The following is a 22,564-nucleotide window of genomic DNA, read 5'->3' on the forward strand; positions in this document are numbered from 1 at the left end:
TTCAGAATTTCTGAAGAACACTGACAGTATATCTCGCTTACAACCTTTCCACGCCGCGATTATCATCTCCAGCTATCAACCCAATGAATGCAGAACTGCTTTCAGCGGGCATAAACCCTGCGGGCAGTCTGCCCTGCATCCCTGATAGCGCTGGAGTAAATGATGAAAAAATTCGAAGACGTTGGTTTATTAGTGGCTCGTATCCTGATGCCAATCCTGTTCATTACGGCTGGCTGGGGCAAAATCACCGGTTATGCAGGTACTCAGCAATATATGGAAGCGATGGGCGTCCCTGGCTTTATGCTGCCACTGGTTATCCTGCTGGAGTTTGGCGGCGGTCTGGCGATTCTGTTTGGTTTCCTGACCCGTTTTACTGCCCTGTTCACTGCCGGCTTCACCATCCTGACCGCGTTTCTGTTTCACAGTAACTTCGCAGAAGGCGTAAACCAGCTGATGTTCATGAAGAACCTCTCTATCGCAGGTGGTTTCCTGGTGTTAGGTCTGGTGGGCCCGGGTGCATACAGCCTTGATCGCCTGATCAGCAAAAGAAAACCACAGGCATCAATTGCGCGCTAATCTCACATAAAGCGTATTGCCACATATACTTAACAGGGCGGGGACATTTCCCCGCCCTGCTTGCATTGGAGCCATTATGGGACAGTTAATTGACGGTGTCTGGCATGACACCTGGTACGACACCAAATCTACCGGCGGACGTTTCAAGCGTTCAGAATCGGCTTTTCGCAACTGGGTAACGCCGGATGGCAGCGCCGGTCCGGTCGGTAAAGCGGGATTTGCCGCTGAGCGCGATCGCTATCATCTTTATGTCTCGCTGGCCTGCCCCTGGGCGCACCGCACGCTGCTGATGCGTCAGCTGAAAGGTCTGGACAGCATGATCGATGTCTCCGTGGTAAATCCACTGATGCTGGAGAATGGCTGGACGTTCGATGACACCTTCCAGGATGCGACCGGCGATAAGCTCTACCAGAACGAGTTCCTTTATCAGCTCTATCTGCACGCCGACCCGCAATACAGTGGCCGCGTTACTGTGCCGGTATTGTGGGACAAGCAGCAGAACACCATCGTCAGCAATGAATCAGCGGATATCATCCGCATGTTCAACAGTGCGTTTGATGCGGTGGGCGCCCGTGCCGGTGACTACTATCCCGTTGCGCTGCGTGAAAAGATTGATGAGCTGAATGGCTGGATTTACGACACCGTGAATAACGGCGTCTATAAGTCGGGCTTCGCCACGTCGCAATCCGCGTACGATGAGGCCGTCACTGCGCTGTTCCATTCGCTGTCACGGCTGGAGCAGATCCTGGGCCAGCATCGCTATCTCACCGGCGATCAATTGACCGAAGCGGATCTACGTTTGTGGACCACGCTGGTGCGCTTTGATCCGGTCTATGTGACCCACTTCAAATGCGATCGTCACCGGATCGGTGACTACAGAAACCTCAGCGGTTTCCTGCGTGATATCTATCAGATGCCGGGCATTGCGGAGACGGTCAATCTGCCGCATATCCGTCATCACTACTACTGCAGCCACAAGACCATCAACCCGAGCGGCGTCATTTCGCTGGGCCCGGCGTTTGACTGGGATGAACCGCACGGCCGCGGTTAAATGTTGTTAGCGCCACAAAGCAAAAACCCCGCCGAAGCGGGGTTTATGGTAAAAAGTCGACGCTGACCGTTAAGCCGCGTTCTTTTCATAGAGAGCGTCGTGGACAGTCATTCATTGCTGCCTGCACCAGGCCCGCAAAAGCAAAAACCCCGCCGAGGCGGGGTTTCTGGTAAAAAGTCGAAGCTGACCGTTAAGCCGGGTTCTGTCGTGGACAGTCATTCATCTAGGCCAGCAATCGCTCACTGGCTCAAGCAGCCTACCCGGGTTCAGTACGGGCCGTACCTTGTGAACCCCTATTTGGCCTTGCTCCGGGTGGAGTTTACCGTGCCACGAACTGTTGCCAGTCGCGCGGTGCGCTCTTACCGCACCCTTTCACCCTTACCTGATCCCATTTCTGGGCCATCGGCGGTTTGCTCTCTGTTGCACTGGTCGTAGGCTTGCGCCTCCCAGGCGTTACCTGGCACCCTGCCCTATGGAGCCCGGACTTTCCTCCCCTCTGCCCGTCTCCCCACAAGTGAGGACGACGACAAAGCGGCGACTGTCTGGTCAGCTTCGGCGCGGGATAATAGGACATTCGCCGGCATTTGTCACGCCTCTTGCTGCTCCAGCGCATACTTATAGAGGGCATTTTTCTTCACGCTGTGGATCTCAGCGGTCAGCGCAGCGGCGCGCTTCAGTGGCAGCTCTTTTTGCAGCAGCGCCAGCGTACGCAGCGCATCGGCCGGTAACGCGTCTTCGTCATCGACCTTGTGCCCTTCAACAATCAGCACCATTTCACCTTTACGACGATTGTCATCTTCTTTCACCCAGGCCAGCAGTTCGCCAACCGGTGCACCGTAAATTGACTCCCAGGTCTTGGTCAGCTCGCGCGCCAGCACGACGTAGCGTTCAGCCCCCAGCTCACTCACCATATCCTGCAGACTGTCGATCAGACGGTGGGTCGATTCATAAAAAATCAGCGTGCGTGGCTCCTGTACCAGCGCCCGCAGCGCATCGCAGCGGCCTTTGGTTTTGGCGGGCAGAAACCCTTCGTAACAGAAACGATCGGATGGCAGTCCTGCAGCACTTAACGCGGCAATGGCAGCACAGGCACCGGGCAGCGGCACCACACGAATACCCGCTTCACGGCAGCGACGCACCAGATGGTAGCCCGGATCGTTGATCAGCGGCGTGCCAGCATCGGAAACTAAGGCTATGCTTTGACCCTCCTGCAGCTTCGTTAACAGCAGTTCAGCCTTGTGCTGCTCGTTGTGGTCATGAAGTGAGAAGAGTCGCGCATTGATGGCGAAATGTTGTAGCAACAGCCCGGTATGACGTGTATCTTCCGCAGCGACCAGATCGACGCTCGAAAGCACCGTCAGCGCCCGCTGGGTGATATCACCCAAATTACCAATCGGGGTTGGAACGATGTAGAGCGTGCTGGCAGAAATCTCTGCCCGATCGAGTTGTTTCATTGTTTCATCCGAATTGCCGATTTAATATTGAGCATCTTGAAAAAAACATCACTGGATACAGTATGCTTCCTTCAAAAGTCGTTCGTCATAAAGCAGGACGCTTTCTGCCTGTCATTCTTGCTGGGCTGATTTTAGCCGCATGTAGCGGTCAGGGGCCGCAAACCTCAACCGTCAATATTCAGGGGCCAGTCACCGCCAGCTCCGCTTACTATCTGCAGCAAGCGCAGCAAAGCAGCGATGATAGCAAGACCGACTGGCAATTACTCGCAATCCGCGCCCTGTTGAAGGAAGGAAAGTATCCTGAGGCGACCCAGCAACTGAGCCAGTTGCCGCAGCAACTCTCTGAGACGCAGCAACAGGAATCCCTGCTGCTGAAAGCGCAATTGCTGATTTCACAGCAGAAAACCAAAGAAGCTGAACCGCTATTAGCTGCCGTGAAAACCGGTTCGCTGTCGCAGGATCAGCTGGCGCGTTATTACAGCCTGCAGATCGCCAGCGCCCAGGGTCGCCCTTCACTCTCACTGCTGCGCACCTATATTGCGCAGGAGCCGCTGCTGAAAGGCACCGATCATCAGGCCAACATTGACGCCACCTGGCAGACACTGACGCAGATGTCGCCGCAGGAGGCCAGCAACCTGGTGATTAATGCCGACGAAAATGTGCTGCAGGGCTGGCTCGATCTGCTCGCGGTCTGGCGCGCCAACGCGCAGGATGCGGAGATGCTGAAGTCAGCTATCAAAGACTGGCAGACCCGCTATCCACAGAACCCGGCGGCCAAAACGCTGCCGACGCAGCTAAGCCAGATGCAGAACTACACCAAAGCCTCAACCAGCATCATCGCGCTGTTGCTGCCGCTGAACGGCCAGGCGCAGGTGTTCGCGAATGCGATTCAGAAAGGCTTTAACGACGCGAAGAACGGCGTCTCCGCACCGGTCGCTCAGCCTGCTGCTGCCCAGCCTGCCGCTGCAGATGCGACGGCCAGCACGCAACCTGCCGCTGCAGCGGGATCGGCTGCCGATCCCATCAGCGCGCCGCAGCAGTCTGCTGACACCACAACCCAACCTCAGTCACAGCCCCAGTCTCAGCCTGCTACTGCCGCACCGGCCAGCAACGCCCAGATCAAAGTCTATGACACCAGCAGCCAGCCTATTGAGCAGGTCATGCAGCAGGCTCAGCAGGATGGCGCGACTATCGTGGTCGGCCCGCTGCTGAAGAGCAACGTTGAAAAGGTCGCCAACAGCCAGACGCCACTGAATGTGCTTGCGCTCAATGAGCCGGAGAAGATCCAGAACCATCCGAATATCTGCTACTTTGCGCTTTCTCCTGAAGACGAAGCGCGCGATGCCGCGCACCATATCTGGGATCAGGGCAAACGCCAGCCGCTGTTGCTGGTGCCGCGCAGCGGACTGGGCGATCGCGTCACCAACGCTTTTGCTCAGGAGTGGCAGAAACTGGGTGGCAGCACCGTCATGCAGCAGCGATTTGGCTCGACCTCTGAGCTGAAACAGGGAATCAACAGCGGTGCGGGCATCAGCTTATCGGGTACGCCGGTGAACGCTGCACCTGCTGAGCCGCAGGGTGTTTCGATTGCGGGCCTGACCATTCCGGCACCGCAACAGAGCACGCCAGATGTGGTCAGCACCAGCAGCGGTGGCGACGTCGATGCGGTCTACATCGTCTCCACGCAGGATGAACTGCAGCTGATCAAGCCTATGATTGCCATGCGCACCGGCAGCCGCAGCAACATTTCGCTGTATGCCAGCTCGCGCAGCGCGCAGGCGGGTGCCGGCCCGGACTTCCGTCTGGAAATGGATGGCCTGCAGTTCAGCGATATTCCGCTGCTCTCCGGCAGCAACCCTGGCCTGATGCAGCAGACCTCAAAGTCATTCAATAATGACTACTCGCTGGTGCGTCTCTATGCCATGGGTATGGATGCCTGGACGCTGGCGAATCACTTCAACCAGATGCGTCAGTCTCCTGGCTTTACGCTGGATGGCAATACCGGCAAGCTCAGCGCCGACACGGATTGTGTGATCAACAGGAAGTTGACATGGAACCAGTATCGTCGGGGCGAAATCGCACCGGCCAACTAAATCGCCGTCAGATTGGTGCCGGGCATGAAGAAGATGCCCGGCGCTATCTGGAGCAGGCTGGCCTGATATGGGTCGCCAGCAATGTTCACTTTCGCAATGGTGAACTTGACCTGATTATGCGTGACGGGCACTGTTGGGTGTTTGTTGAAGTCCGCTACCGGCGCGATGCGCGTTACGGTGGCGCACTTGCCAGCGTTACCCGGAATAAACAACAAAAGCTGCTGCGCGCTGCCGCTCTCTGGCTGGCGCAACGCGGCGGCAGTTTTGAAACAGTGAATTGCCGTTTCGACATCATCGCCATTACCGGCACGGCGCTCGAGTGGCTGCCGAATGCCTTTAATGCAGACGTTTAGAACCAGGTGGTCGTGTGCAGGAAAGAATTAAAGCGTGTTTTACCGAAAGTATTCAAACCCAGATTGCCGCAGCCGAGGCGTTGCCCGATGCTATCTCGCGCGCGGCCATGACGCTGGTGCAGTCGCTACTGAATGGCAATAAAATCCTGAGCTGTGGTAACGGTGCTTCATCTGCCAATGCCCAGCACTTCGCCGCCAGCATGATCAACCGTTTTGAGACCGAACGCCCCAGCTTACCGGCGCTGGCCTTAAGTGCCGACAACGTGATGCTGACCGCGATTGGTAACGACCGTCTGCATGATGAAATCTATGCCAAGCAGGTACGCGCACTGGGACACGCAGGCGATGTGTTACTGGCTATCTCAACCCGGGGCAACACCCGCGACATCGTCAAGGCGGTAGAAGCGGCGGTAACACGCGATATGACTATCGTTGCGCTTACCGGGTATGATGGCGGAGAGCTCGCCGGACTGCTGGGTCCGCAGGATGTGGAAATCCGCATTCCGTCGCACCGCAGCGCCCGTATTCAGGAGATGCATATGCTCACCGTTAATTGCTTATGCGATCTGATCGATAACACTCTCTTTCCCCATCAGGAATGACCGAAGGAGCACGAATGAAAGCATTGAATGCTATAGCTATTCTGTTAACCGCCATGCTGCTGCAGGGCTGCGTTGCGGTTGTGGCTGGCGGCGCAGCGGTTGCCACCAAAACGGCGACCGATCCCCGCTCGGTAGGGACGCAGGTTGATGACGGCACCCTGGAGCTGCGCGTCACTAACGCGCTGGCGAAAGATCAGCAGATTAAAACCGATGCCCGCGTCATCGCCACGGCTTATCAGGGCAAAGTGCTGCTGACCGGCCAGGCACCTTCGCAGGAGATCGCCAATCGTGCCAAACAGATCACCATGGGCGTCGATGGCGCAACCGAAGTCTATAACGAGATTCGCATCGGCCAGAAAGTGACGCTGGGCACCACGTCGTCCGACACCTGGATCACCACCAAAATTCGCTCGCAACTGCTGGGCAGCGATCAGGTGAAATCCTCCAACGTGAAGGTGACGACCGAGAATGGCGAAGTGTTCCTGTTGGGTCTGGTGACGCAACAGGAAGCACAGGCCGCGGCCGATGTTGCCAGTCGCGTCAGTGGCGTGAAGCACGTCACCACCGCCTTTACCATGCTGAAGTAACCGGTAAAAACGCAAAAAGGCGGCCCTGGCCGCCTTTTTTATTGCCCGATTTTCAGACCGGAATGTCGATAACCAGCGCGCGGGTCGCGGTTTTTGCAGTCAGCTGCAACTGCTTCTCTTCCTGCAAAAAGGCACCATCGCCACAGCCCAGCTTCTCCTGATGATCCGTGCCGGACATCGCCTCCAGCGAGCCGTGAATCGACTGCAGATAGGCTCGCGGCCCCTGTATCGGCAGCGAGTAATGTTCGCCCGGTGCCAGCTCGACCTGATGGATCCACACCTGCTGACGCAGTTGCAGACTGTCGTCCACGCCATCAGGCGAGGCGATTAGCTGAGACACGCGGCCATCTGTGAGGACTATTTTCTGCATCCGCGGATTTTCGCGCTCTGGACAGGCGGCCAGCCAGAGCTGCATGCGCGTCAGCGGGCGATCTTTGCTCAGGTTAATTTCGGTGTAACTCACTCCGGGCTGAGCAGAGAGCAGCAGCCCTTCCCCTTCCCGCACGCTGATCGTGTTGCCTTCACTGTCGCGGTATTCGGCTTCACCCTGCAGCACGATGTTCAGCACATCGACCTGAGGATAAGTGCGCGGCTGAAAAGCGGCACCCGGTGCCAGCACTTCCTGGTTCAGTACGCGCAGCGACGCGTAACCCATCAGTTTGGGATCAAAATAGTGGCCAAAAGAGAAACTGTAGCGGCCCTGTAACCAGCCGAAATCGGCCTGACCACAGGCGGACGCACTGCGTGTCGTTATCATTATTTACCTCCGGCATCCGGTGACGAGGATCGGCCACGGACTTTATGCACCCATGGTAAAAGTCTGGACGCCGGATTGTTAGCCAGTTAATCTGCCCGGCATGTTCAAATTTCCTGACAGAGACCCGGGATGGCCAAAGAGCGTGCGTTAACCCTTGAATCGTTACGCGTTATGGATGCGATTGATCGGCGTGGCAGTTTTGCAGCAGCCGCAGATGAACTGGGGCGAGTGCCTTCCGCCCTCAGCTACACCATGCAGAAGCTGGAAGAGGAGCTGGATGTGGTGCTGTTTGACCGCTCCGGTCACCGTACCAAATTTACCAACGTGGGACGCATGCTGCTGGAGCGTGGCCGGGTACTGCTGGAAGCGGCCGATAAGCTCACCACCGATGCGGAAGCGCTGGCACGTGGCTGGGAAACCCATCTGACCATTGTTACCGAAGCGCTGGTGCCCATTGATGCACTGTTTCCGCTGGTGACCCGTCTGGCCGACAAAGCCAATACGCAGTTTTCGCTGGTGACGGAAGTGCTGGCGGGTGCGTGGGAACGACTGGAACAGGGCCGCGCCGATATCGTGATTGCCCCCGATATGCACTTCCGCGCCTCCACCGAGATCAATACCCGCAAGCTCTACACCATGATGAGCGTCTACGTCGCCAGTGCGGATCACCCGATTCATAACGAGCCGGAACCGCAGTCTGAAGTGACGCGGGTGAAATACCGTGGCATTGCGGTCGCGGATACTGCGCGCGAGCGTCCGGTGCTGACCGTGCAGTTGCTGGATAAGCAGCAGCGCCTGACCGTGAGCAGCATGGACGATAAGCGACGTGCGCTGCTGGCGGGCCTGGGCGTGGCAACCATGCCCTATTCATTAGTCGAGCAGGATATTGCTGAAGGTCGTCTGCGGGTAGTGAGTCCGGAGTATACCCGCGAGGTCGATATTATTATGGCGTGGCGACGTGACAGCATGGGCGAAGCCAAATCCTGGTGCCTGCGCGAGATCCCGCGCCTGCTGGCGAAGAAAAACTAAGTATCATGGTTTCAGGGCGAAGCTAAGACCGGCTCAGGCAATCCATCGCCACCGCCCTGAAGCTGCTGAAATCGCTGCTGTCCCGCAGGCGGGTCATCGCCCGTTCACGCAGGAACGTCACAAACAGATCGTATATCGCCATTGCCTCTTCATACTCACTTTTGCTGATGGCCAGCAGGAAGATGACATAGGCGGTATCGTCGCCCCACGCGATGCCATGCGGAGCCAGCACGGTATAGACCACGGTTTTCTTTGCCAGCAGTCCCAGCGAGTGCGGCAGTGCGATCCCTTCGCCCAGCATGGTGCTGACAATCGCTTCACGCTCTTCAACCGACGGACAGAACGCCGCATCCACAAAGCCCTCCTCCTGCAGCTGATCGCACAGCTGACGAAATAGTTCAGACTGGGTCATCGGCCTGTCAACAATATGAAAATGCTGTGCATCAAAAAATTTCGCCAACATGTAGGGCCGGGTCCGGTCAACCAGCACCAGCTTGCCAATCTGCTCCAGCTGAAAACCGGTGGGAAACGGTGACATCACCACCACCGGTTTCTCTTTTTCACTGAGCCGGATGGTCGAGATAACAAAATCCTCGTCGATACGGCTGCGCGCCTCATATTCGCGCTGTGACAGGCGCGCCGTGACCTGTAACTGCGGGTATTTACGCAGCAGCATTGCCTCAATCATGCGCAGCGTAGAGTTACCGCTGTCGCACACCAGCAGCACCTGCGGATGGCGCTGATAGCCGACGTCATAGTGGCGCTCCAGCCCGACACCGATATGCAGAACCAGAAAGCCGATCTCATTCTCGGAGATAACATACGGGGTATATTTCCCCCAGCTGGTTACCGCCGCTAAGGTGACGTCGTAGGCCATCGGATAGTGCTGCTTGATGTTGCTGAGCAAGGGGTTGGGAATGTGGATCTGATAGCGCACCCGGGTAATCATGGTTTTGATGTGGGTGAGCAGATCGGCACGCAGCTGCTGATCGTTTTGCAGATTGAAGTTGTAGTGCGTGTTGATAAAGCTGAGCAGGTAATCCACCAGCGCGTCGGCGTCATCGGCATTAATAGCGCTGGGGGCGATCGCCTGAATGCGCCGCGCCGCAATATTGACCCGCAGCCAGTTCTCTTCCGCCGGTGAGATCGGTTTGCTGACCAGCGGGCGCATCAGATTAATCAGCTGATGTGCCGCTTCACGCACCTCATCACCAATCTCCTCGGCTCCAGGATCGTTTAACGGATAGCCTTCACTGATGCGACGCACCGCCACGGCGCAGTAAAGCCGCAGATAGCGCTCGCCCTCATCGCTGAGGCGAATATTGTGCTGGGCAAAGCAGTTTTGCAGCAGCGGGCGCAGCGTATCCAGCATGCCGCTGTTAAGCGCTTCAATCGTCAGCAGCGGACTCTCCGGCTGCGCCTGATCGATTTGCCATAACAGATCGGTCAGGCAGGTCCGAATCGCCACTTCGCTGCCGAACAGCTTCATGCCGTAGTGTGGCTTGCTCTCAATAGTAAGATGATAGCGCCCCAGCCATTCGCGGACTTCTGCCATATCATTCTGCAGGGTAGCGCGGCTGACAAACCACTCTTCGGCCAGCTCTTCAAGTTTCAGCGAATAGGCCGCAGTGAGAAAACGGGTCAGCAGGTAGCGAACCCGGTCTGGCGAGGTGCGTGGCACCCGCAGCGGCGACGCGGTGTGCTGCTGCAGATGCTGAAAGCGCTGAGCATCCTCAATCTTCAGCTGATAGCCCGCGCCACGGCTCAGGATAAACTGCGCGCCATGCTCTGCCAGCAGCGCATTCAGCGCCGTGATATCGGTGCGCACGGTGCGGGTCGAGACGGCAAAACGCCGCGCAAGCTCATCCTGAGGCAGCGTTTCGTTTTGCAGGGCATCGAACAGTTGCGCGAGGCGCTGATTAGGAAATCTCACAAGCGTTACCTGTTTGCAGACAGAAAGTGGGAACATCAGCCTACGGCGATCGTCACACAACGTCCATGTTGCGCGATCCGCCTGCTGCAGGCTGATCGTGTCGATCTCTACGCCAGTAGCGTTTTACAGATAGCCAGTAGCTGCTGCACATCTTCGATGCGGGTTTCTCCGCTGGCTTTGTCGATGATCGAACTGTAGACGTGCGGGATCACTTTGCTGACGCCGGACTCCAGCGCAATGCGCACGATCTCGCCGAAATTCTCCAGATCGATACCGCCGGTGGGCTCCAGCCAGAAATCGAGTTTTGCACAGGCTTCCGCCACGGCGCGATACTCATCCACCGCCTGCAGACCGCCCATCGGGAAATATTTCACCGAGCTGCCGCCCATATCCTGCAGCATCGCAATCGCCGTTTCGATAGGCACGATCCCGTCGCGCTGCTTTGCGCTGCGCGGTCCGGTAGAGATTTTCACCTGACCCGGCGTGCCGGTGGGCGAGATCAGACCGTTCACGATGGTCTGTGACTGGCCCAGCAGCGCACGACTGGTGGCGACGCCGGTAAAGACCTGGTTCACATGCTGCGGTTGCAGCACCGCGGAGATCTCACTCACCATCTGTGACTGTTCAGGATCACCCGCACCCAGCCCCACCGACAGCGCATTATCAATCAGCGCAGCATACTCGCGCATATCAGCGATAGCGGCGTCATTGCTGGCGTAGTTTTTTGACAGCACGCCGACCAGCACGTGCCCTTCTGCTGCCTGCCAGATGGCGCGGGCGTTCTCTTTTGATCCCGCCAGGACGTTAAGGCAGATGCGATCCTGATAAAAGTTGGGGGTCAGCGTCATGCGTGTTTCTCTCCGTTTAACAGTGCCTGAATGCGGGTGAAAATAGTGTTCAGTTGATCGGCGCTGACGCTGCGCACGTCTGCTTCAATGATCCCCTCGTTGGCTTTGTAGCCACGGAAGTAGATCGCGACGTCGCCCTTTTTCAGCGCCTGCACCAGATCGCCGGTGCGCTGCTGGATCGCAGCTTCGTCAAAGGCGATCTCCGCGCGGGCAATATCGCGTCCGGCGGCATCCCATACGATCCGAGCCGTCACGCCATGCAGGCCATTGAGCTGCTCAATAAACGGCGTCATTTTTTCCACCATCTGCGCGCCGCTGATTTTTGGCTGCGTCAGATAGTTTTCAATCGCCTGGGTCAGCCCCAGAATCCCCTCTTTGCCCACTTTCATCGCGCGGCCAATGCCGTTGGTCTGGCGTTTGACCCACTCAACGTAGTGGTGTCTGCCAATGACCAGCCCGCTGGTCGGCCCTTCAATCGCTTTTGCGCCGCTGTAGATCACCAGATCGGCGCCCGCCTGGTAGTAACACTGCAGATCCTCTTCCGCGGCCGCATCGACGATCAGCGGTACACCATGCTCACGCGCAACCGCCGCGGCCTGCGCTACATCGAGATGGCTCTTTTGCACGCAGTGATGCGATTTCACATAGAGGATTGCTGCGGTCTGCGGCGTGATCGCCGCCGCCAGCTGGGCAGTTGAGCACTCGTTGCTGTAACCCGCTTCCACCAGTTGCCCGCCACCCAGTGCCACCATGCTGCCGACCGGGGCGCCATAGTTCACGTTGTGCCCTTTCGGCACTACAATCTGGTGCGGGATGGTCAGCGGTGCGGCGTGCAGGTTATCCACCAGCCAGTCATTGTCTTTCACTATCACCGCCGCCACGCACTGGGCGATGCCTGCGGAGGCGCAGGAGACCACCAGCGCGTTCTCCACCTTCAGCAGACCGGCGATATAAGCACCGGTCTTATCCACCAGATCTTTCATTTCGAAGTAGTGGTCGAGGCCGTATTTCACCGTATCGATCACGTCACTCGACGGCGTAGAGACGCCGAGGATCGTCATACGGCCAGAGGCGTTAATTACCGGCTTCAGGCCATACTTTTCATATACCGAGGTCATGCGCTATTCCTTCTTCTGTCGCGATCCACGTACCAGCGACCACGGCCGCCAGCGGAACCAGATGCTTCTCACCGGTTACCTGTTCACCTTCTGAATCGATAAAGGGCCGGATTTCCTCTTTGACGCTAAAAACAGTCAGGTCGGCGTCGTAACCCACTTTCAGCTGGCCCTTGCGCTGCAGGCGCAGTCCTGCAGCCGCATTGACCGTCACGCAGTCGATCACCTGCGGCAGCGTCATGCCGACGCTGAAGAATTTCGACATCACATGCGCCAGGCTGTGAACCGGCCCGGTCAGGCGATTACGGCAGTAGATGTCAGAGCTGATGGTGTCGGGCAGAATGCCCTGCGCAATCGCCACGCGGGCGACCTCGAAGCTGAAGCTGGCGCTGCCGTGGCCAACATCGAGTTTTACGCCACGTGCGATGGCATGTTTTACCGCCGCTTTGAGTTCACCCTGCGGCGTCAGAATGCGGTTGGGTTTGCCATTAAAGCAGTGCGTGATGATGTCGCCCGTGGTCAGCAGATCCGCAATCTGGTCGAGATTGGGTGGATTATTGCCGATATGAACCATCAGCGGCAGACCGCCGCTCTCCTGCTGGATCGCTTTGGCTTTGATCAGCGGCTGAACGCCGTTCTGACCGACCACGCTGCTGCTGATGCGCGCCTTGAGGCCGACAATAAAATCGGGCAGTCGAGCCACGGCCTGCTGCACCGCCTCGCCATCGATCTGCGTCATATCGGCCAGCTCATTCTGAGTGACGATGCCGGTGCGGGCGATATTGATCAGCGCATAGACCTGGGTCTGCGCCGCGCGCGTCAACTGGTAGAAGTCATCGATGTGTTCTGCGCCGGTGCTGCCCGCATCGACCACTGTGGTGACGCCATGCGCCACGCCAATCGCGTCTGCTTCATCATGGTAAATCGGTGATTTGGGATAGCAGTGAACGTGGGAGTCGATCCAGCCCGCGCTGAGGTAGTAGCGGCCCGCCAGATCGCGCTCACGCGGTGCGCTGCCCTGCACCTTGCCGATGGCAGCAATGCGGCCATCCTGCAACGCCATATCGACCACCTGCTCATCGCTGAGGCGCGCATTGCGGATAATCAAGTCGTACATGGTTTCTCCTTAACGACAGCCCGCTGGCGGGCTGCCGGTGAGATCAGAGAGCAATCGGGAACAGCGCACCCAGAATCATCGCGCCGAGGATGGCACCGCCGGTAATCGGCTTGTTCCAGAGATAGAACAGCAGCGCACCCAGCAGCGAGCCCAGACCAATCGGAATGGAGGCCGCCATGGCGGACAGGATGATCAGCGGCCCCAGAAAGCGACCTGAAGCATTACCTGCACCCATCATCACGTCTGCGCCGTAGGTGGAATCGCTCTGATTGATGGTGAATTTACGCGCCAGAATAATCAGGTAGCCAATCGCCACACCAATCACCAGGCCCGTCGCCAGCGAAGCTGCGAAGTTCGCCACGGGGAAGATGATGCCCGCCCCCAGCAGCAGTGCCGGCACACCCAGCCCGACCCCGGTCTGGATCGCGCCGCCGATATCCAGAATACCCACCAGCGAGCCTTCGATAATGCGGGCAAACAGGAAGCTGGCACCGAAGGCGGCGACCGCGCCGTAGACGCCGGTTTCCATCCCTGCGCGCAGCATCGAGACAAACGCCACTTCGTTAAACGCGCCAATACCATAGAGGTAATACATGTGGGTCCCGGCGAAAACGCCCGACGAGAGCAGGCCAACAAAGATCGGGAAAGACCAGTCGGCGTACCAGAAGCCTTTATTTTCGTTCATCACATTGCCTCTTATTTGCCGCTGACTGAGTTGTGGATCATGTCGAGCCAGCCTGGAATGCCGAGCTGGAAGGACTGCAGCAGCTTCATGTCGAAACCGCGGAAGAAGCCGCTCAGCACAAACAGCAGCACAATGGCGGTCATCATTACTTTGGTGACCCGGTTCCAGCCGCTCTCTTCCACGCCTTTACCGATCAGGATCCCCAGCACCAGACCTGGTACGGCGTTGCCCATGATCAGTTGCGCCAGACCGCCAAAAATGGTGGCCCAGAAGCCTGATTTTTTGCCTGCATCGATCGCCGCCAGCCAGAAGATGACCGGCATGACGGTATTCACCAGCAGGTTAGCGGCGGGCACCAGCACTTTGACCGCCGTCACCTGCAGCGCAGCCGGCACCGCAGAGGCAGTGGAGTTAAGGAAGGCGACCACGATCATGCCGATGATGCCGCAGGCGATGGCCATTTTTTTCGGATCGTGCAGCGTCTCCGCCACATTACGATTCTTCACCATCAGGGCAGCCGCACCCCAGTTTGGAATGATGCGATGGTCCACATCCTGCGTGAATGAACCGGCTGCGACAGACGATGCCCAGGCATTGAAAAAGAAGCCAAGACCAAAGGAGAAGTGAGAGGCCGGATCGCCTTCACACGAGTTCAGCTCGCCCAGCGTACGAAACGCCCCCATGCCCTGGGTGGTGGGCGCGTGGAACATACGTGCAGCCCCCGCGCCAACGCCGACGCCTACCAGGCCTCCAATGATCAACGACTTAAACAAAATGATTAAAAACATGTTGTTGTACCTTGTTGTCGTTTTTACCTGCTCTATTCGCGCCGCCACATCGCCCCGGCCTGACCGCCGCGCTATCGCTACAGCAGTGGAATGGGCAAACGGCGGGCTGATGTAAACAGGTTCTGTTTTATGATGCCGCCGTGAACGCCACCTGTTCGGTGTCGAAAACGGTGACGCTGACGGTGATCTCCAGCGTCACGCTGAAGCTCCGCCGTTGGCGCGCCAGAAAGAAAAAGAGAAACTTCTCGGTTCTGACGCTCTCCTGCGCGCGCAGCACCCGGACATCCTGAGGTTCGATGCGCAGCAGAATTTTTTGCGTCGCGCGCAGAACCTGGTTCTGCACACGACTCAGGGCATCGGCAAAGGCTTTCGCTTTGGTATCGCCTTTGCCCTCAACCGTCACCTGGGTAACGTAGTGTTCTTTCATAATCAGCTGCCGTGCTTCTTGTTCCAGGCCTGCACCAGCCGCTCGCCTAACTCTTCTTTATCCATAAAGCCGAAGCCCAGCACCGTGGCGCCTTCATTGATGGCGGTGACGCCTTCGTCAACAGAACGCATGCCGTGTTTGGCTTTGTAGCCATATTTGTTCTGCGCGGTGATAGCACCCGCGCCGCCGCTGCCGCAGAACGAGATGCCGAAATCGGCGTTCTCTGCCTTCATCACGTCACCCAGCTTCATGTCAGCGGCCACGCCTGGCACCACGACAGCACGACCACCCGCTTTCTCAATGCCCGCCGCCACTTTCTGGCCCTTACCTAAACGATCGCCAATCACTACTGTTACCATGGTGTGTTCCTCTTCAGTTATTTGATCGCGCAACTTCAATATGCACTGACAGCAGCCAGGCCTCTTCGCGGGGGAGATTGCCAAACAGGTCGACGACCTGCTGCGCCAGCGCGACCGTTTCAGGCGGAATATCCTCAAACAGCTCCGCTTCCACTTCCGGCAGCGGCTCCCCGCTCAGCGAGCGTGACGCCATTGCCCCGACATGCGATTGCAGCATCTGCTGCTGGACCGCATTGGGCTGAATGCCATGCTGCTGATAGATCGCCGCAATCTGCGTCATTACGCTTTCAGCCAGCTGTTGCACTTTCTCCGGTGGCGCTTCATACACCGGGACGCCGTTATTGCTCACCTTGCTACTCCTGTTAAACCGGATAATTCGCGTTAGAAATAAATTAGCGGTCATGACCCCGGCTGTGGAGAGGCAACATTTCCAGCAGTAAGTGGAAATTGAAGTGAAGGTTGTGCGTCAGATCGCAGGCTGCACGCTTAGTGCGATATGCGTCGCAAAATGCGCAAAATGATGGCATTAGCCTCGCAAGGCGGTGATGTTGTGCGGCGACCAGACTGCCGGGCGGTGGTTTACGGTGCGGTGATAAGCAGAAGTGATGGTAAAAACCGCCGGTCGGGCTGACCGGCAGTCGGATTAGCGGAATTTCTTATGGTTGGTATTACGGATGTCATCAAATTTAGCGGCTTCGCGCTTTGCGCCGTCCACGTTGTTGGCTTTCGCCAGCGCGCTGACCACGTCAATCTGTGCGATAAGTGAGTCAAGGCCCGCGTGGTAGTCTTTGATCTGCGCACTGTCAGCAGGCTGACCTTCCAGCTTATCGGGCGTCGACTTTTTGGCATCCTGCGCCGCGGTTCGCATTTTGGTTAACGCCTGCTGCATCTCCTGCGCACTGTCCGTTTTCTTAACGATTTTCAGATTCGCATTGAGCGTATCCATATCCTGCTCCAGATCTGCCGCATAGAGGCTGACGCTGGAGAACAACAGAGAAGCCGACAACATTGCAATCACATGCTTACGCATCATTACTTCCTTTTTATTGTGATGAAAAAAAAGCAGCCAACAGGCTGCTTCAGGAATTCATCTTTATTGGCCCGCTATCTTCATCTCAGGCAGTAACACGGAACCGCACTGGATATTACTGCGGGTTTCAATATCGTCACCGATGGTCACCATGTTGTGCCACATCTCTTTAAGATTGCCGGCAATAGTGACTTCGCTGACCGGGTACTGAATGACGCCATTCTCAACCCAGAAACCGGCTGCACCGCGTGAGTAGTCACCGGTAATAGCGCTGACGCCCTGGCCCATCAGCTCGGTCACCACTAATCCGGTTCCCATCTGCTTCAGCAGGTCGTCAAAGCTGTGGCCCTGACCCGCAATGCGCCAGTTATGAATACCACCAGCATGACCGGTGCTGGTCAGACCCAGTTTACGGGCGGAATAGCTGGTCAGCAGCCAGGTCTGCAATACGCCATCTTTGATGATGTCGCGCGCCTGAGTCCGCACTCCTTCGCTGTCGAACGGCGTGGAGGCGAGCCCTTTCAGCAGGTGTGGCTGTTCACTGATGGTGAGCCACTCCGGCAGAATCTGCTGACCCATTGAATCCAGCAGGAAAGTCGATTTACGGTAAACGCTGCTGCCGCTGATCGCACCAACCAGATGACCAAACAAGCCGGTCGCCACTTCAGCGGCAAAAATCACCGGGGCTTTCATGGTCGGCAGTTTACGCGGGGCCAGACGGGAGAGCGTACGGCGCGCGCACTCGGCTCCTACCCACTCCGGGCTTTTCAAATCTTCAAATGCACGGCCAATGGTATAGGCGTAGTCGCGCTCCATGTTGCCATCCTGCTCAGCGATGACGCAGCTGGAGAGCGAATGGCGGCTTGAGCAGTAGCTCTGCAACATTCCGTGGCTGTTGCCAAAGACTTTGATGCCGACGTGGCTGTTGAAACTGCCGCCTTCGGTGTTGGTAATTCGCTTGTCGGCACGCAGTGACGCCTGCTCCGCCTGCGCGGCCAGTTCAATGGCGCGGTCAGCGTCAATTTCCCACGGATGGTAAAGATCCAGATCCGGCGCATCATAGGCCAGCAGCTCTGCGTCGGCCAGACCGGCAAACGGATCGGGCGAGGTGTAGCGGGCAATATCAATCGCGGCCTGCACGGTACGTTTGATCGCATCCGGGCTGAGGTCGGTCGATGAGGCACTGCCTTTACGATTCTGATGATAAACGGTGATGCCCAGCGCACCGTCGCTGTTAAATTCAACGTTTTCCACTTCGCCATAACGGGTGCTGACCCCGATGCCGGTGGTCTTACTGACAGCCACTTCCGCGCTGTCAGTGCTTGCTTTAGCCAGTTCAAGTGCCTGCGCAATGGCCTGCTCCAGTACTTTTCGCTGTTCTGCAACCTGAGTAGATACGTTCATCGACCTGCCGTCTAATCTTATGTGTGAATGATTTGAGTCTATCAGAGTCAGAGAACAATTTCGCAGTCACCCGATAAACTGGTAGGATTAGCCTCTTTTTTTTGGGAGCCCGGAAATGACCAGACAGCCCGATGAGTGGCTCGACGATGTGCCAGATAATGACGAAGAAGAAGATGAAGAGATTATCTGGGTCAGTAAGAGTGAAATTAAACGCGATGCAGAAGAGTTAAAGCGCCTGGGAGCCGAACTGGTTGATCTGGGTAAAAACTCGCTGGATAAAATCCCACTGGATGAGCGCCTGCGCACCGAGATCGAACTGGCACAGCGCATCAAGAAAGAGGGTCGCCGCCGTCAGCTGCAGCTGATCGGTAAACTGCTGCGCAGCATTGATGTGGAGCCTATCCGCATTGCGCTGGATAAGCTCAAGAATCGCCATAACCAGCAGGTTGCGCTGTTCCATAAACTGGAAATGCTGCGCGATCGTCTGATTGAACAAGGTGATGAGGCGATGAGCGACGTGATTGCGCTTTATCCCGATGCCGATCGTCAGCAGTTACGCAGCATGATTCGTAACGCGCAGAAAGAGAAAGCGGGCAACAAGCCGCCGAAGTCTGCCCGTCAGATTTTCCAGTATCTGCGCGAGCTGGCCGAAGCGCAGTAATGCCATGGCGGGCAGTCTCGCCCGCCTCCCGGCAGCACTTACCGATAGATATAGAGAATACCGGTGCGCAGCCGCAACTGGCGTTCGCTCGATGTAGCAGAACGTCCGATATCGCCAAAGGTGACGTAAGGCACCCAGACGCGATCGTTGCCAAGCGCATAATCGAACTGTAACTCCTGTTCATAGTCATCATGCTTATTAGCAAACAGTTTCGCATCCGCGTGCTTATACACCAGCTTATAGGTGGTGGTGAGGCGATCGGTTTTATTCCGCAGATAGAGATCAAAACGGTTAGCCGTGCGATGCCGGTCAGTATCGCAATAATCAATACCCCCGGTGCGGCAGTGATCGTCATGGGCATAATCGGTCAGTTCAAGGCGATATAATCCGCCAACAGACCAGCGGTCATTAATTTTATACCAGGGTGCCACACCAAACTTCCATTCGGTGCGCGAGGAGTTAAATTCCGGCTGAATAAAAGGCGATAGCGTCCAGTTCCCCCAGTACCAGGACTTCAGAAAGGTGACTTCCACCACATTTAACACGGTGTCGTTATAATATTTATCTTTTGGATCTGCGCCACCGGTTTTAAATTTGGTTTCGACGCCAAGAAACATATTATCCGGCAGTGTGGTACTCAGCCCCAGCTTGTCATAGTGCGTGCGGTCGCGAAGACGGTACTCGTGCCGGTAATCCACCGTAGCCGTTGCCAGCGCTGCCGCCGAAGTGCATAACAGCGTGACGCCCAGAGCTAATGATCGTGTTGTACTTTTTCCCATAAAAATGTCCTTATTCTCAGTAATAAGGGCAATGAATTATCCGAATTCATTTAACCCAAATTTAACTTATATTTAAACCCTGTATTAATATAAGATGCCACATAAAGAAAACCTGTTAATTGTTTCTTTAATCTGAATCCTTCTGATTATTATTTATTTCTCAGCTGCAACAGAGACGATGCTAAAAATAACCGGCAGGTGTGGCCTTTCTGTTTCAGACACTAATAAAGAAAATATGGCAACTGAAGGAAGAGTGAGCAGATCGGATTCAAACTATGCGGGATTTATTCAGGAAATAATATTAACGGCAATAACGCTTTAAAAAAAAGCGCCCGAAACGGGCGCCTGATTTTCAGGCCAGCCTGTCCAGCAGCTTCTGATGAATGCCACCAAACCCGCCGTTGCTCATCACCAGAATCGTGTCGCCAGGCTGAGCGGCTTTGGCCACCATTTCCACCAGGGTATCGATATCCGCGCTCCAGTGCGCAGGCGGAATGCACGCTTCTGCTACATCTGAAACCTGCCACGGAATATGGTGCGGCTGGAACAGGAAGACCTCATCAGCACGCGCCAGCGACGGCGCCAGGTCGTTTTTGCTGACGCCCATCTTCATCGTATTGGAGCGAGGCTCCAGCACGGCCAGGATGCGCGCTCTGCCACCCACTTTACTGCGCAGGGCAGCCAGTGTCGCCAGAATGGCCGTCGGATGGTGAGCGAAGTCATCATAGACTTTGATGTTATTCACTTCACCACGCAGCTCCAGCCTGCGACGTGCATTGATAAAGGTGTTCAGCGCCTGGCCGGCATCTTCCGGCTTCACACCTACATGCCGCGCGGCAGCAATTGCCATCAGGCCGTTGTGCATGTTGTGTTCGCCCACCAGCGCCCAGTTCACTTCCCCGACTTTCTCGCCGTCGAGCCAGATTTCCCAGTGAGACGCATCGTTGGTCAGCTTCTTCGCCTGCCAGCGCCCGTGCTCACCAACGCTCTCCTGCTCGCTCCAGCAGCCCATCGCCATCACCTGTTTGAGGTTAGGATCATGTTCCGGCAGCAGGATCTTGCCCTGGCCCGGCACGATCCGCACCAGATGGTGGAACTGTTTCTGGATCGCCCGCAGATCGTCAAAGATATCGGCGTGATCAAACTCAAGGTTGTTGAGGATCAGGGTTCGTGGAGAGTAATGGACAAACTTGGAACGCTTATCAAAAAACGCGCAGTCGTACTCATCCGCTTCAATCACGAAGAATGGACTTTTTCCTAATTTTGCCGAGACATCGAAGTTTCCAGGCACACCACCAATAATGAAGCCGGGTTCAAGGCCGCAGGCCTCGAGAATCCACGCTGCCATGCCGGCTGTGGTGGTTTTACCGTGGGTTCCGGCCACGGCCAGCACCCAGCGGTCGCGCAGCACGAAATCGTGCAGCCATTGCGGGCCAGAGAGGTAGGGAATGTTGCGTTCCAGCACTGCTTCCACACAAGGATTACCTCGCGTCATCGCATTGCCGATAATGACTAAGTCAGGCACCGGATCAAGCTGACTGGCGTCATAACCTTCCGTTAATTCAATGCCTTGCTGTTCGAGCAGTGTACTCATTGGTGGGTAAACGTTGGCGTCTGAACCGGTCACCTGATGACCCAGTGAACGAGCCAGCACCGCCAGACCACCCATAAAAGTGCCACAAATCCCGAGGATGTGAATGCGCATAACATGATCCATTACTCAAAAGTTCGGCGCACAGTGTAACGCCGCTCGCAGACGGAAGAAACGGATTAGGACTATGGTTTTTGAAGTTCAATCGGCTAAACTGCGTACGCATCCGTTGGCAGACTGTTACGCGTGCTGCCACTCCATCGAAGATTCAGGGAATGTGTTATGAAAACGTTGGGCGAATTTATCGTCGAGAAGCAGCACGACTTTCCGCACGCCACAGGTGAACTGACGGCGCTGATTTCAGCTATCAAGCTGGGTGCCAAAATTATCCACCGCGACATCAATAAAGCCGGTTTAGTGGATATTCTCGGTGCCAGTGGTGTGGAAAATGTTCAGGGTGAACAGCAGATGAAACTGGATCTGTTCGCTAACGAAAAACTGAAGGCAGCACTGAAAGCACGTGGCATCGTCGCCGGTATCGCTTCTGAGGAAGAAGACGAGTTCGTTATCTTTGAAGGTGAGGAAAACGGTAAGTACGTGGTGTTAATGGATCCACTGGATGGTTCTTCTAACATCGACGTTAACGTTTCCGTCGGTACCATTTTCTCTATTTATCATCGCGTCAGCGAGCCGGGTACGCCAGTGGTTGAAGCGGACTTCATGCAGCCAGGCAACAAGCAGGTTGCTGCCGGTTACGTGGTTTACGGCTCATCCACCATGATGGTGTACACCACCGGTGCAGGCGTGCATGCGTTTACTTACGATCCGTCACTGGGTGTGTTCTGCCTCAGCCACGAACGTATGACCTATCCACCAACCGGTTACACCTACTCGATTAACGAAGGTAACTACATTCGTTTCCCGCAGGGTGTGAAGAAATATCTGAAGTTCTGTCAGGAAGAGGATCTGCCAACGCACCGTCCTTATACCTCACGTTACATCGGATCGCTGGTCGCGGATTTCCATCGTAATCTGCTCAAAGGCGGGATCTACCTCTACCCAAGCACCGCCAGCCATCCTCAGGGCAAGCTGCGTCTGCTGTATGAGTGCAACCCTATGGCGTTCCTGGCCGAGCAGGCGGGCGGTAAAGCCAGCGACGGTCAGAAGCGTATTCTGGATATTCCACCGGTCACGCTGCATCAGCGCTGCCCGTTCTACTGCGGTAATGAGGCAATGGTAAACGACGTTGAGCGTTTCCTGGCCGAGTTCCCGGATTGCCGTCAGGGTTAATCTGGTCGTAGTATAAAAAGAGATATAAAAAGGGC

The 22,564-nt window shown here is 56.3% G+C and carries 24 protein-coding genes and 1 other RNA gene; 9 read left to right on the forward strand and 16 right to left on the reverse strand.

Translation table 11 applies throughout. The features are described 5' to 3' along the window. The first annotated feature begins 162 nt into the window (after positions 1 to 162). The gene (locus FA92_RS15265; protein ID WP_013359135.1) at positions 163 to 576 is read left to right on the forward strand and encodes a DoxX family protein; all 414 of its coding nucleotides are present in this window, start codon (positions 163 to 165) and stop codon (positions 574 to 576) included. A gap of 76 nt (positions 577 to 652) precedes the next feature. After that, the gene (locus FA92_RS15270; protein ID WP_033784091.1) at positions 653 to 1,627 is read left to right on the forward strand and encodes a glutathione S-transferase family protein; all 975 of its coding nucleotides are present in this window, start codon (positions 653 to 655) and stop codon (positions 1,625 to 1,627) included. A gap of 175 nt (positions 1,628 to 1,802) precedes the next feature. On the opposite strand, the gene rnpB is transcribed toward FA92_RS15270, so the two are convergent. Both rnpB and rsmI read right to left on the reverse strand, forming a co-directional pair. Next, an RNA gene (rnpB, locus tag FA92_RS22360) (RNase P RNA component class A) lies at positions 1,803 to 2,181 on the reverse strand. A 33-nt stretch (positions 2,182 to 2,214) separates the two neighbouring features. After that, complete coding sequence (gene rsmI, locus FA92_RS15275) at positions 2,215 to 3,081, reverse strand: 16S rRNA (cytidine(1402)-2'-O)-methyltransferase (RefSeq protein ID WP_013359137.1); 867 nt, start codon at positions 3,079 to 3,081, stop codon at positions 2,215 to 2,217. Positions 3,082 to 3,143: 62 nt separating this feature from the next. Between rsmI and FA92_RS15280 the strand changes: the two genes are divergently transcribed. Genes FA92_RS15280 through dolP form a run of 4 tightly spaced genes read left to right on the forward strand, consistent with a single transcriptional unit; the run spans position 3,144 to position 6,716 of the window. Then, a complete protein-coding gene (locus FA92_RS15280) occupies positions 3,144 to 5,174 on the forward strand; it encodes a penicillin-binding protein activator (protein WP_033784092.1) in 2,031 nt (676 codons plus the stop codon). Beyond that, positions 5,132 to 5,527 (forward strand): YraN family protein, encoded by a 396-nt coding sequence (locus tag FA92_RS15285; RefSeq protein WP_033784093.1) that lies wholly within the window; start codon positions 5,132 to 5,134, stop codon positions 5,525 to 5,527. The genes FA92_RS15280 and FA92_RS15285 overlap by 43 nt, the downstream gene beginning before the upstream one ends. Before the next feature lie 14 nt (positions 5,528 to 5,541). Further along, positions 5,542 to 6,129, forward strand: coding sequence for a DnaA initiator-associating protein DiaA (diaA, locus tag FA92_RS15290; RefSeq protein WP_003855538.1), 588 nt, complete (start codon positions 5,542 to 5,544; stop codon positions 6,127 to 6,129). A gap of 14 nt (positions 6,130 to 6,143) precedes the next feature. Continuing rightward, a complete protein-coding gene (dolP, locus tag FA92_RS15295) occupies positions 6,144 to 6,716 on the forward strand; it encodes a division/outer membrane stress-associated lipid-binding lipoprotein (RefSeq protein WP_013359140.1) in 573 nt (190 codons plus the stop codon). 52 nt (positions 6,717 to 6,768) lie between these two features. Here dolP and FA92_RS15300 read toward each other — a convergent pair whose 3' ends face one another. Continuing rightward, positions 6,769 to 7,473 carry a pirin family protein gene (locus FA92_RS15300; protein ID WP_033784094.1) on the reverse strand — a complete coding sequence of 235 codons (705 nt, stop codon included), beginning with the start codon at positions 7,471 to 7,473 and terminating at the stop codon, positions 6,769 to 6,771. A gap of 129 nt (positions 7,474 to 7,602) precedes the next feature. On the opposite strand from FA92_RS15300, the gene FA92_RS15305 reads away from it, so the two are divergent. Beyond that, the gene (locus FA92_RS15305) at positions 7,603 to 8,502 is read left to right on the forward strand and encodes a LysR family transcriptional regulator (protein ID WP_013359142.1); all 900 of its coding nucleotides are present in this window, start codon (positions 7,603 to 7,605) and stop codon (positions 8,500 to 8,502) included. Positions 8,503 to 8,524: 22 nt separating this feature from the next. Here the strand turns inward: FA92_RS15305 and FA92_RS15310 are convergent, their stop codons facing one another. The 11 genes from FA92_RS15310 to pmbA form a co-directional block, all read right to left on the reverse strand. Continuing rightward, on the reverse strand, positions 8,525 to 10,435 hold the full coding sequence (locus FA92_RS15310; RefSeq protein ID WP_033784095.1) for a PRD domain-containing protein: 1,911 nt from the start codon (positions 10,433 to 10,435) through the stop codon (positions 8,525 to 8,527). A 107-nt stretch (positions 10,436 to 10,542) separates the two neighbouring features. Beyond that, the gene (locus tag FA92_RS15315; RefSeq protein WP_033784096.1) at positions 10,543 to 11,283 is read right to left on the reverse strand and encodes a KDGP aldolase family protein; all 741 of its coding nucleotides are present in this window, start codon (positions 11,281 to 11,283) and stop codon (positions 10,543 to 10,545) included. Continuing rightward, the gene (locus FA92_RS15320; protein WP_033784097.1) at positions 11,280 to 12,401 is read right to left on the reverse strand and encodes a DgaE family pyridoxal phosphate-dependent ammonia lyase; all 1,122 of its coding nucleotides are present in this window, start codon (positions 12,399 to 12,401) and stop codon (positions 11,280 to 11,282) included. The genes FA92_RS15315 and FA92_RS15320 overlap by 4 nt, the downstream gene beginning before the upstream one ends. After that, on the reverse strand, positions 12,385 to 13,515 hold the full coding sequence (locus tag FA92_RS15325; RefSeq protein ID WP_033784098.1) for an amidohydrolase/deacetylase family metallohydrolase: 1,131 nt from the start codon (positions 13,513 to 13,515) through the stop codon (positions 12,385 to 12,387). Before FA92_RS15325 ends, FA92_RS15320 begins: the two co-directional genes overlap by 17 nt. 43 nt (positions 13,516 to 13,558) lie before the next feature. Further along, entirely contained in the window at positions 13,559 to 14,200 is a 642-nt protein-coding gene (locus FA92_RS15330; protein WP_033734006.1) for a DUF4310 family protein, read from the reverse strand. An 11-nt stretch (positions 14,201 to 14,211) separates the two neighbouring features. Further along, entirely contained in the window at positions 14,212 to 14,988 is a 777-nt protein-coding gene (locus tag FA92_RS15335; RefSeq protein WP_008925780.1) for a DUF4311 domain-containing protein, read from the reverse strand. A gap of 127 nt (positions 14,989 to 15,115) precedes the next feature. After that, complete coding sequence (locus FA92_RS15340) at positions 15,116 to 15,415, reverse strand: DUF4312 family protein (protein WP_033784099.1); 300 nt, start codon at positions 15,413 to 15,415, stop codon at positions 15,116 to 15,118. Between the two features lie 2 nt (positions 15,416 to 15,417). After that, positions 15,418 to 15,774, reverse strand: coding sequence for an SFCGS family glycine-rich protein (locus FA92_RS15345; protein WP_010256477.1), 357 nt, complete (start codon positions 15,772 to 15,774; stop codon positions 15,418 to 15,420). 13 nt (positions 15,775 to 15,787) lie between these two features. Continuing rightward, positions 15,788 to 16,123 carry a glycine dehydrogenase gene (locus FA92_RS15350; RefSeq protein WP_033784100.1) on the reverse strand — a complete coding sequence of 112 codons (336 nt, stop codon included), beginning with the start codon at positions 16,121 to 16,123 and terminating at the stop codon, positions 15,788 to 15,790. A 294-nt stretch (positions 16,124 to 16,417) separates the two neighbouring features. Beyond that, positions 16,418 to 16,804, reverse strand: coding sequence for a cytochrome b562 (gene cybC, locus FA92_RS15355; protein WP_033734013.1), 387 nt, complete (start codon positions 16,802 to 16,804; stop codon positions 16,418 to 16,420). Positions 16,805 to 16,867: 63 nt separating this feature from the next. Beyond that, on the reverse strand, positions 16,868 to 18,208 hold the full coding sequence (gene pmbA, locus FA92_RS15360) for a metalloprotease PmbA (protein WP_013359153.1): 1,341 nt from the start codon (positions 18,206 to 18,208) through the stop codon (positions 16,868 to 16,870). A 115-nt stretch (positions 18,209 to 18,323) separates the two neighbouring features. Between pmbA and yjgA the strand changes: the two genes are divergently transcribed. Beyond that, entirely contained in the window at positions 18,324 to 18,869 is a 546-nt protein-coding gene (gene yjgA, locus FA92_RS15365; protein ID WP_013359154.1) for a ribosome biogenesis factor YjgA, read from the forward strand. A gap of 38 nt (positions 18,870 to 18,907) precedes the next feature. Here the strand turns inward: yjgA and FA92_RS15370 are convergent, their stop codons facing one another. Further along, entirely contained in the window at positions 18,908 to 19,648 is a 741-nt protein-coding gene (locus FA92_RS15370) for an oligogalacturonate-specific porin KdgM family protein (protein WP_033784101.1), read from the reverse strand. A gap of 352 nt (positions 19,649 to 20,000) precedes the next feature. Next, complete coding sequence (mpl, locus tag FA92_RS15375) at positions 20,001 to 21,353, reverse strand: UDP-N-acetylmuramate:L-alanyl-gamma-D-glutamyl-meso-diaminopimelate ligase (protein WP_033784102.1); 1,353 nt, start codon at positions 21,351 to 21,353, stop codon at positions 20,001 to 20,003. A gap of 168 nt (positions 21,354 to 21,521) precedes the next feature. On the opposite strand from mpl, the gene fbp reads away from it, so the two are divergent. Then, positions 21,522 to 22,529, forward strand: a complete 1,008-nt coding sequence (gene fbp / locus FA92_RS15380) for a class 1 fructose-bisphosphatase (RefSeq protein WP_013359157.1) — start codon at positions 21,522 to 21,524, stop codon at positions 22,527 to 22,529. The last annotated feature ends 35 nt before the right edge of the window (positions 22,530 to 22,564 follow it).

Origin of the sequence: Pantoea sp. 9140 (assembly GCF_000745295.1) — a bacterium.
Lineage (GTDB): Bacteria > Pseudomonadota > Gammaproteobacteria > Enterobacterales > Enterobacteriaceae > Pantoea > Pantoea vagans.

Bases quoted from the DNA above. Each gene is read 5' to 3' on its own strand.
- fbp (WP_013359157.1), top strand. From the start codon at position 21,522: ATGAAAACGTTGGGCGAATTTATCGTCGAGAAGCAGCACGACTTTCCG.
- FA92_RS15300 (WP_033784094.1), bottom strand. From the start codon at position 7,473: ATGATAACGACACGCAGTGCGTCCGCCTGTGGTCAGGCCGATTTCGGC.
- FA92_RS15305 (WP_013359142.1), top strand. From the start codon at position 7,603: ATGGCCAAAGAGCGTGCGTTAACCCTTGAATCGTTACGCGTTATGGAT.
- FA92_RS15280 (WP_033784092.1), top strand. From the start codon at position 3,144: ATGCTTCCTTCAAAAGTCGTTCGTCATAAAGCAGGACGCTTTCTGCCT.
- FA92_RS15285 (WP_033784093.1), top strand. From the start codon at position 5,132: ATGGAACCAGTATCGTCGGGGCGAAATCGCACCGGCCAACTAAATCGC.
- FA92_RS15370 (WP_033784101.1), bottom strand. From the start codon at position 19,648: ATGGGAAAAAGTACAACACGATCATTAGCTCTGGGCGTCACGCTGTTA.
- FA92_RS15270 (WP_033784091.1), top strand. From the start codon at position 653: ATGGGACAGTTAATTGACGGTGTCTGGCATGACACCTGGTACGACACC.
- FA92_RS15335 (WP_008925780.1), bottom strand. From the start codon at position 14,988: ATGTTTTTAATCATTTTGTTTAAGTCGTTGATCATTGGAGGCCTGGTA.
- FA92_RS15325 (WP_033784098.1), bottom strand. From the start codon at position 13,515: ATGTACGACTTGATTATCCGCAATGCGCGCCTCAGCGATGAGCAGGTG.
- FA92_RS15320 (WP_033784097.1), bottom strand. From the start codon at position 12,401: ATGACCTCGGTATATGAAAAGTATGGCCTGAAGCCGGTAATTAACGCC.
- cybC (WP_033734013.1), bottom strand. From the start codon at position 16,804: ATGCGTAAGCATGTGATTGCAATGTTGTCGGCTTCTCTGTTGTTCTCC.
- FA92_RS15315 (WP_033784096.1), bottom strand. From the start codon at position 11,283: ATGACGCTGACCCCCAACTTTTATCAGGATCGCATCTGCCTTAACGTC.
- FA92_RS15345 (WP_010256477.1), bottom strand. From the start codon at position 15,774: ATGGTAACAGTAGTGATTGGCGATCGTTTAGGTAAGGGCCAGAAAGTG.
- FA92_RS15340 (WP_033784099.1), bottom strand. From the start codon at position 15,415: ATGAAAGAACACTACGTTACCCAGGTGACGGTTGAGGGCAAAGGCGAT.
- mpl (WP_033784102.1), bottom strand. From the start codon at position 21,353: ATGCGCATTCACATCCTCGGGATTTGTGGCACTTTTATGGGTGGTCTG.
- rsmI (WP_013359137.1), bottom strand. From the start codon at position 3,081: ATGAAACAACTCGATCGGGCAGAGATTTCTGCCAGCACGCTCTACATC.
- yjgA (WP_013359154.1), top strand. From the start codon at position 18,324: ATGACCAGACAGCCCGATGAGTGGCTCGACGATGTGCCAGATAATGAC.
- dolP (WP_013359140.1), top strand. From the start codon at position 6,144: ATGAAAGCATTGAATGCTATAGCTATTCTGTTAACCGCCATGCTGCTG.
- FA92_RS15330 (WP_033734006.1), bottom strand. From the start codon at position 14,200: ATGAACGAAAATAAAGGCTTCTGGTACGCCGACTGGTCTTTCCCGATC.
- pmbA (WP_013359153.1), bottom strand. From the start codon at position 18,208: ATGAACGTATCTACTCAGGTTGCAGAACAGCGAAAAGTACTGGAGCAG.
- FA92_RS15265 (WP_013359135.1), top strand. From the start codon at position 163: ATGAAAAAATTCGAAGACGTTGGTTTATTAGTGGCTCGTATCCTGATG.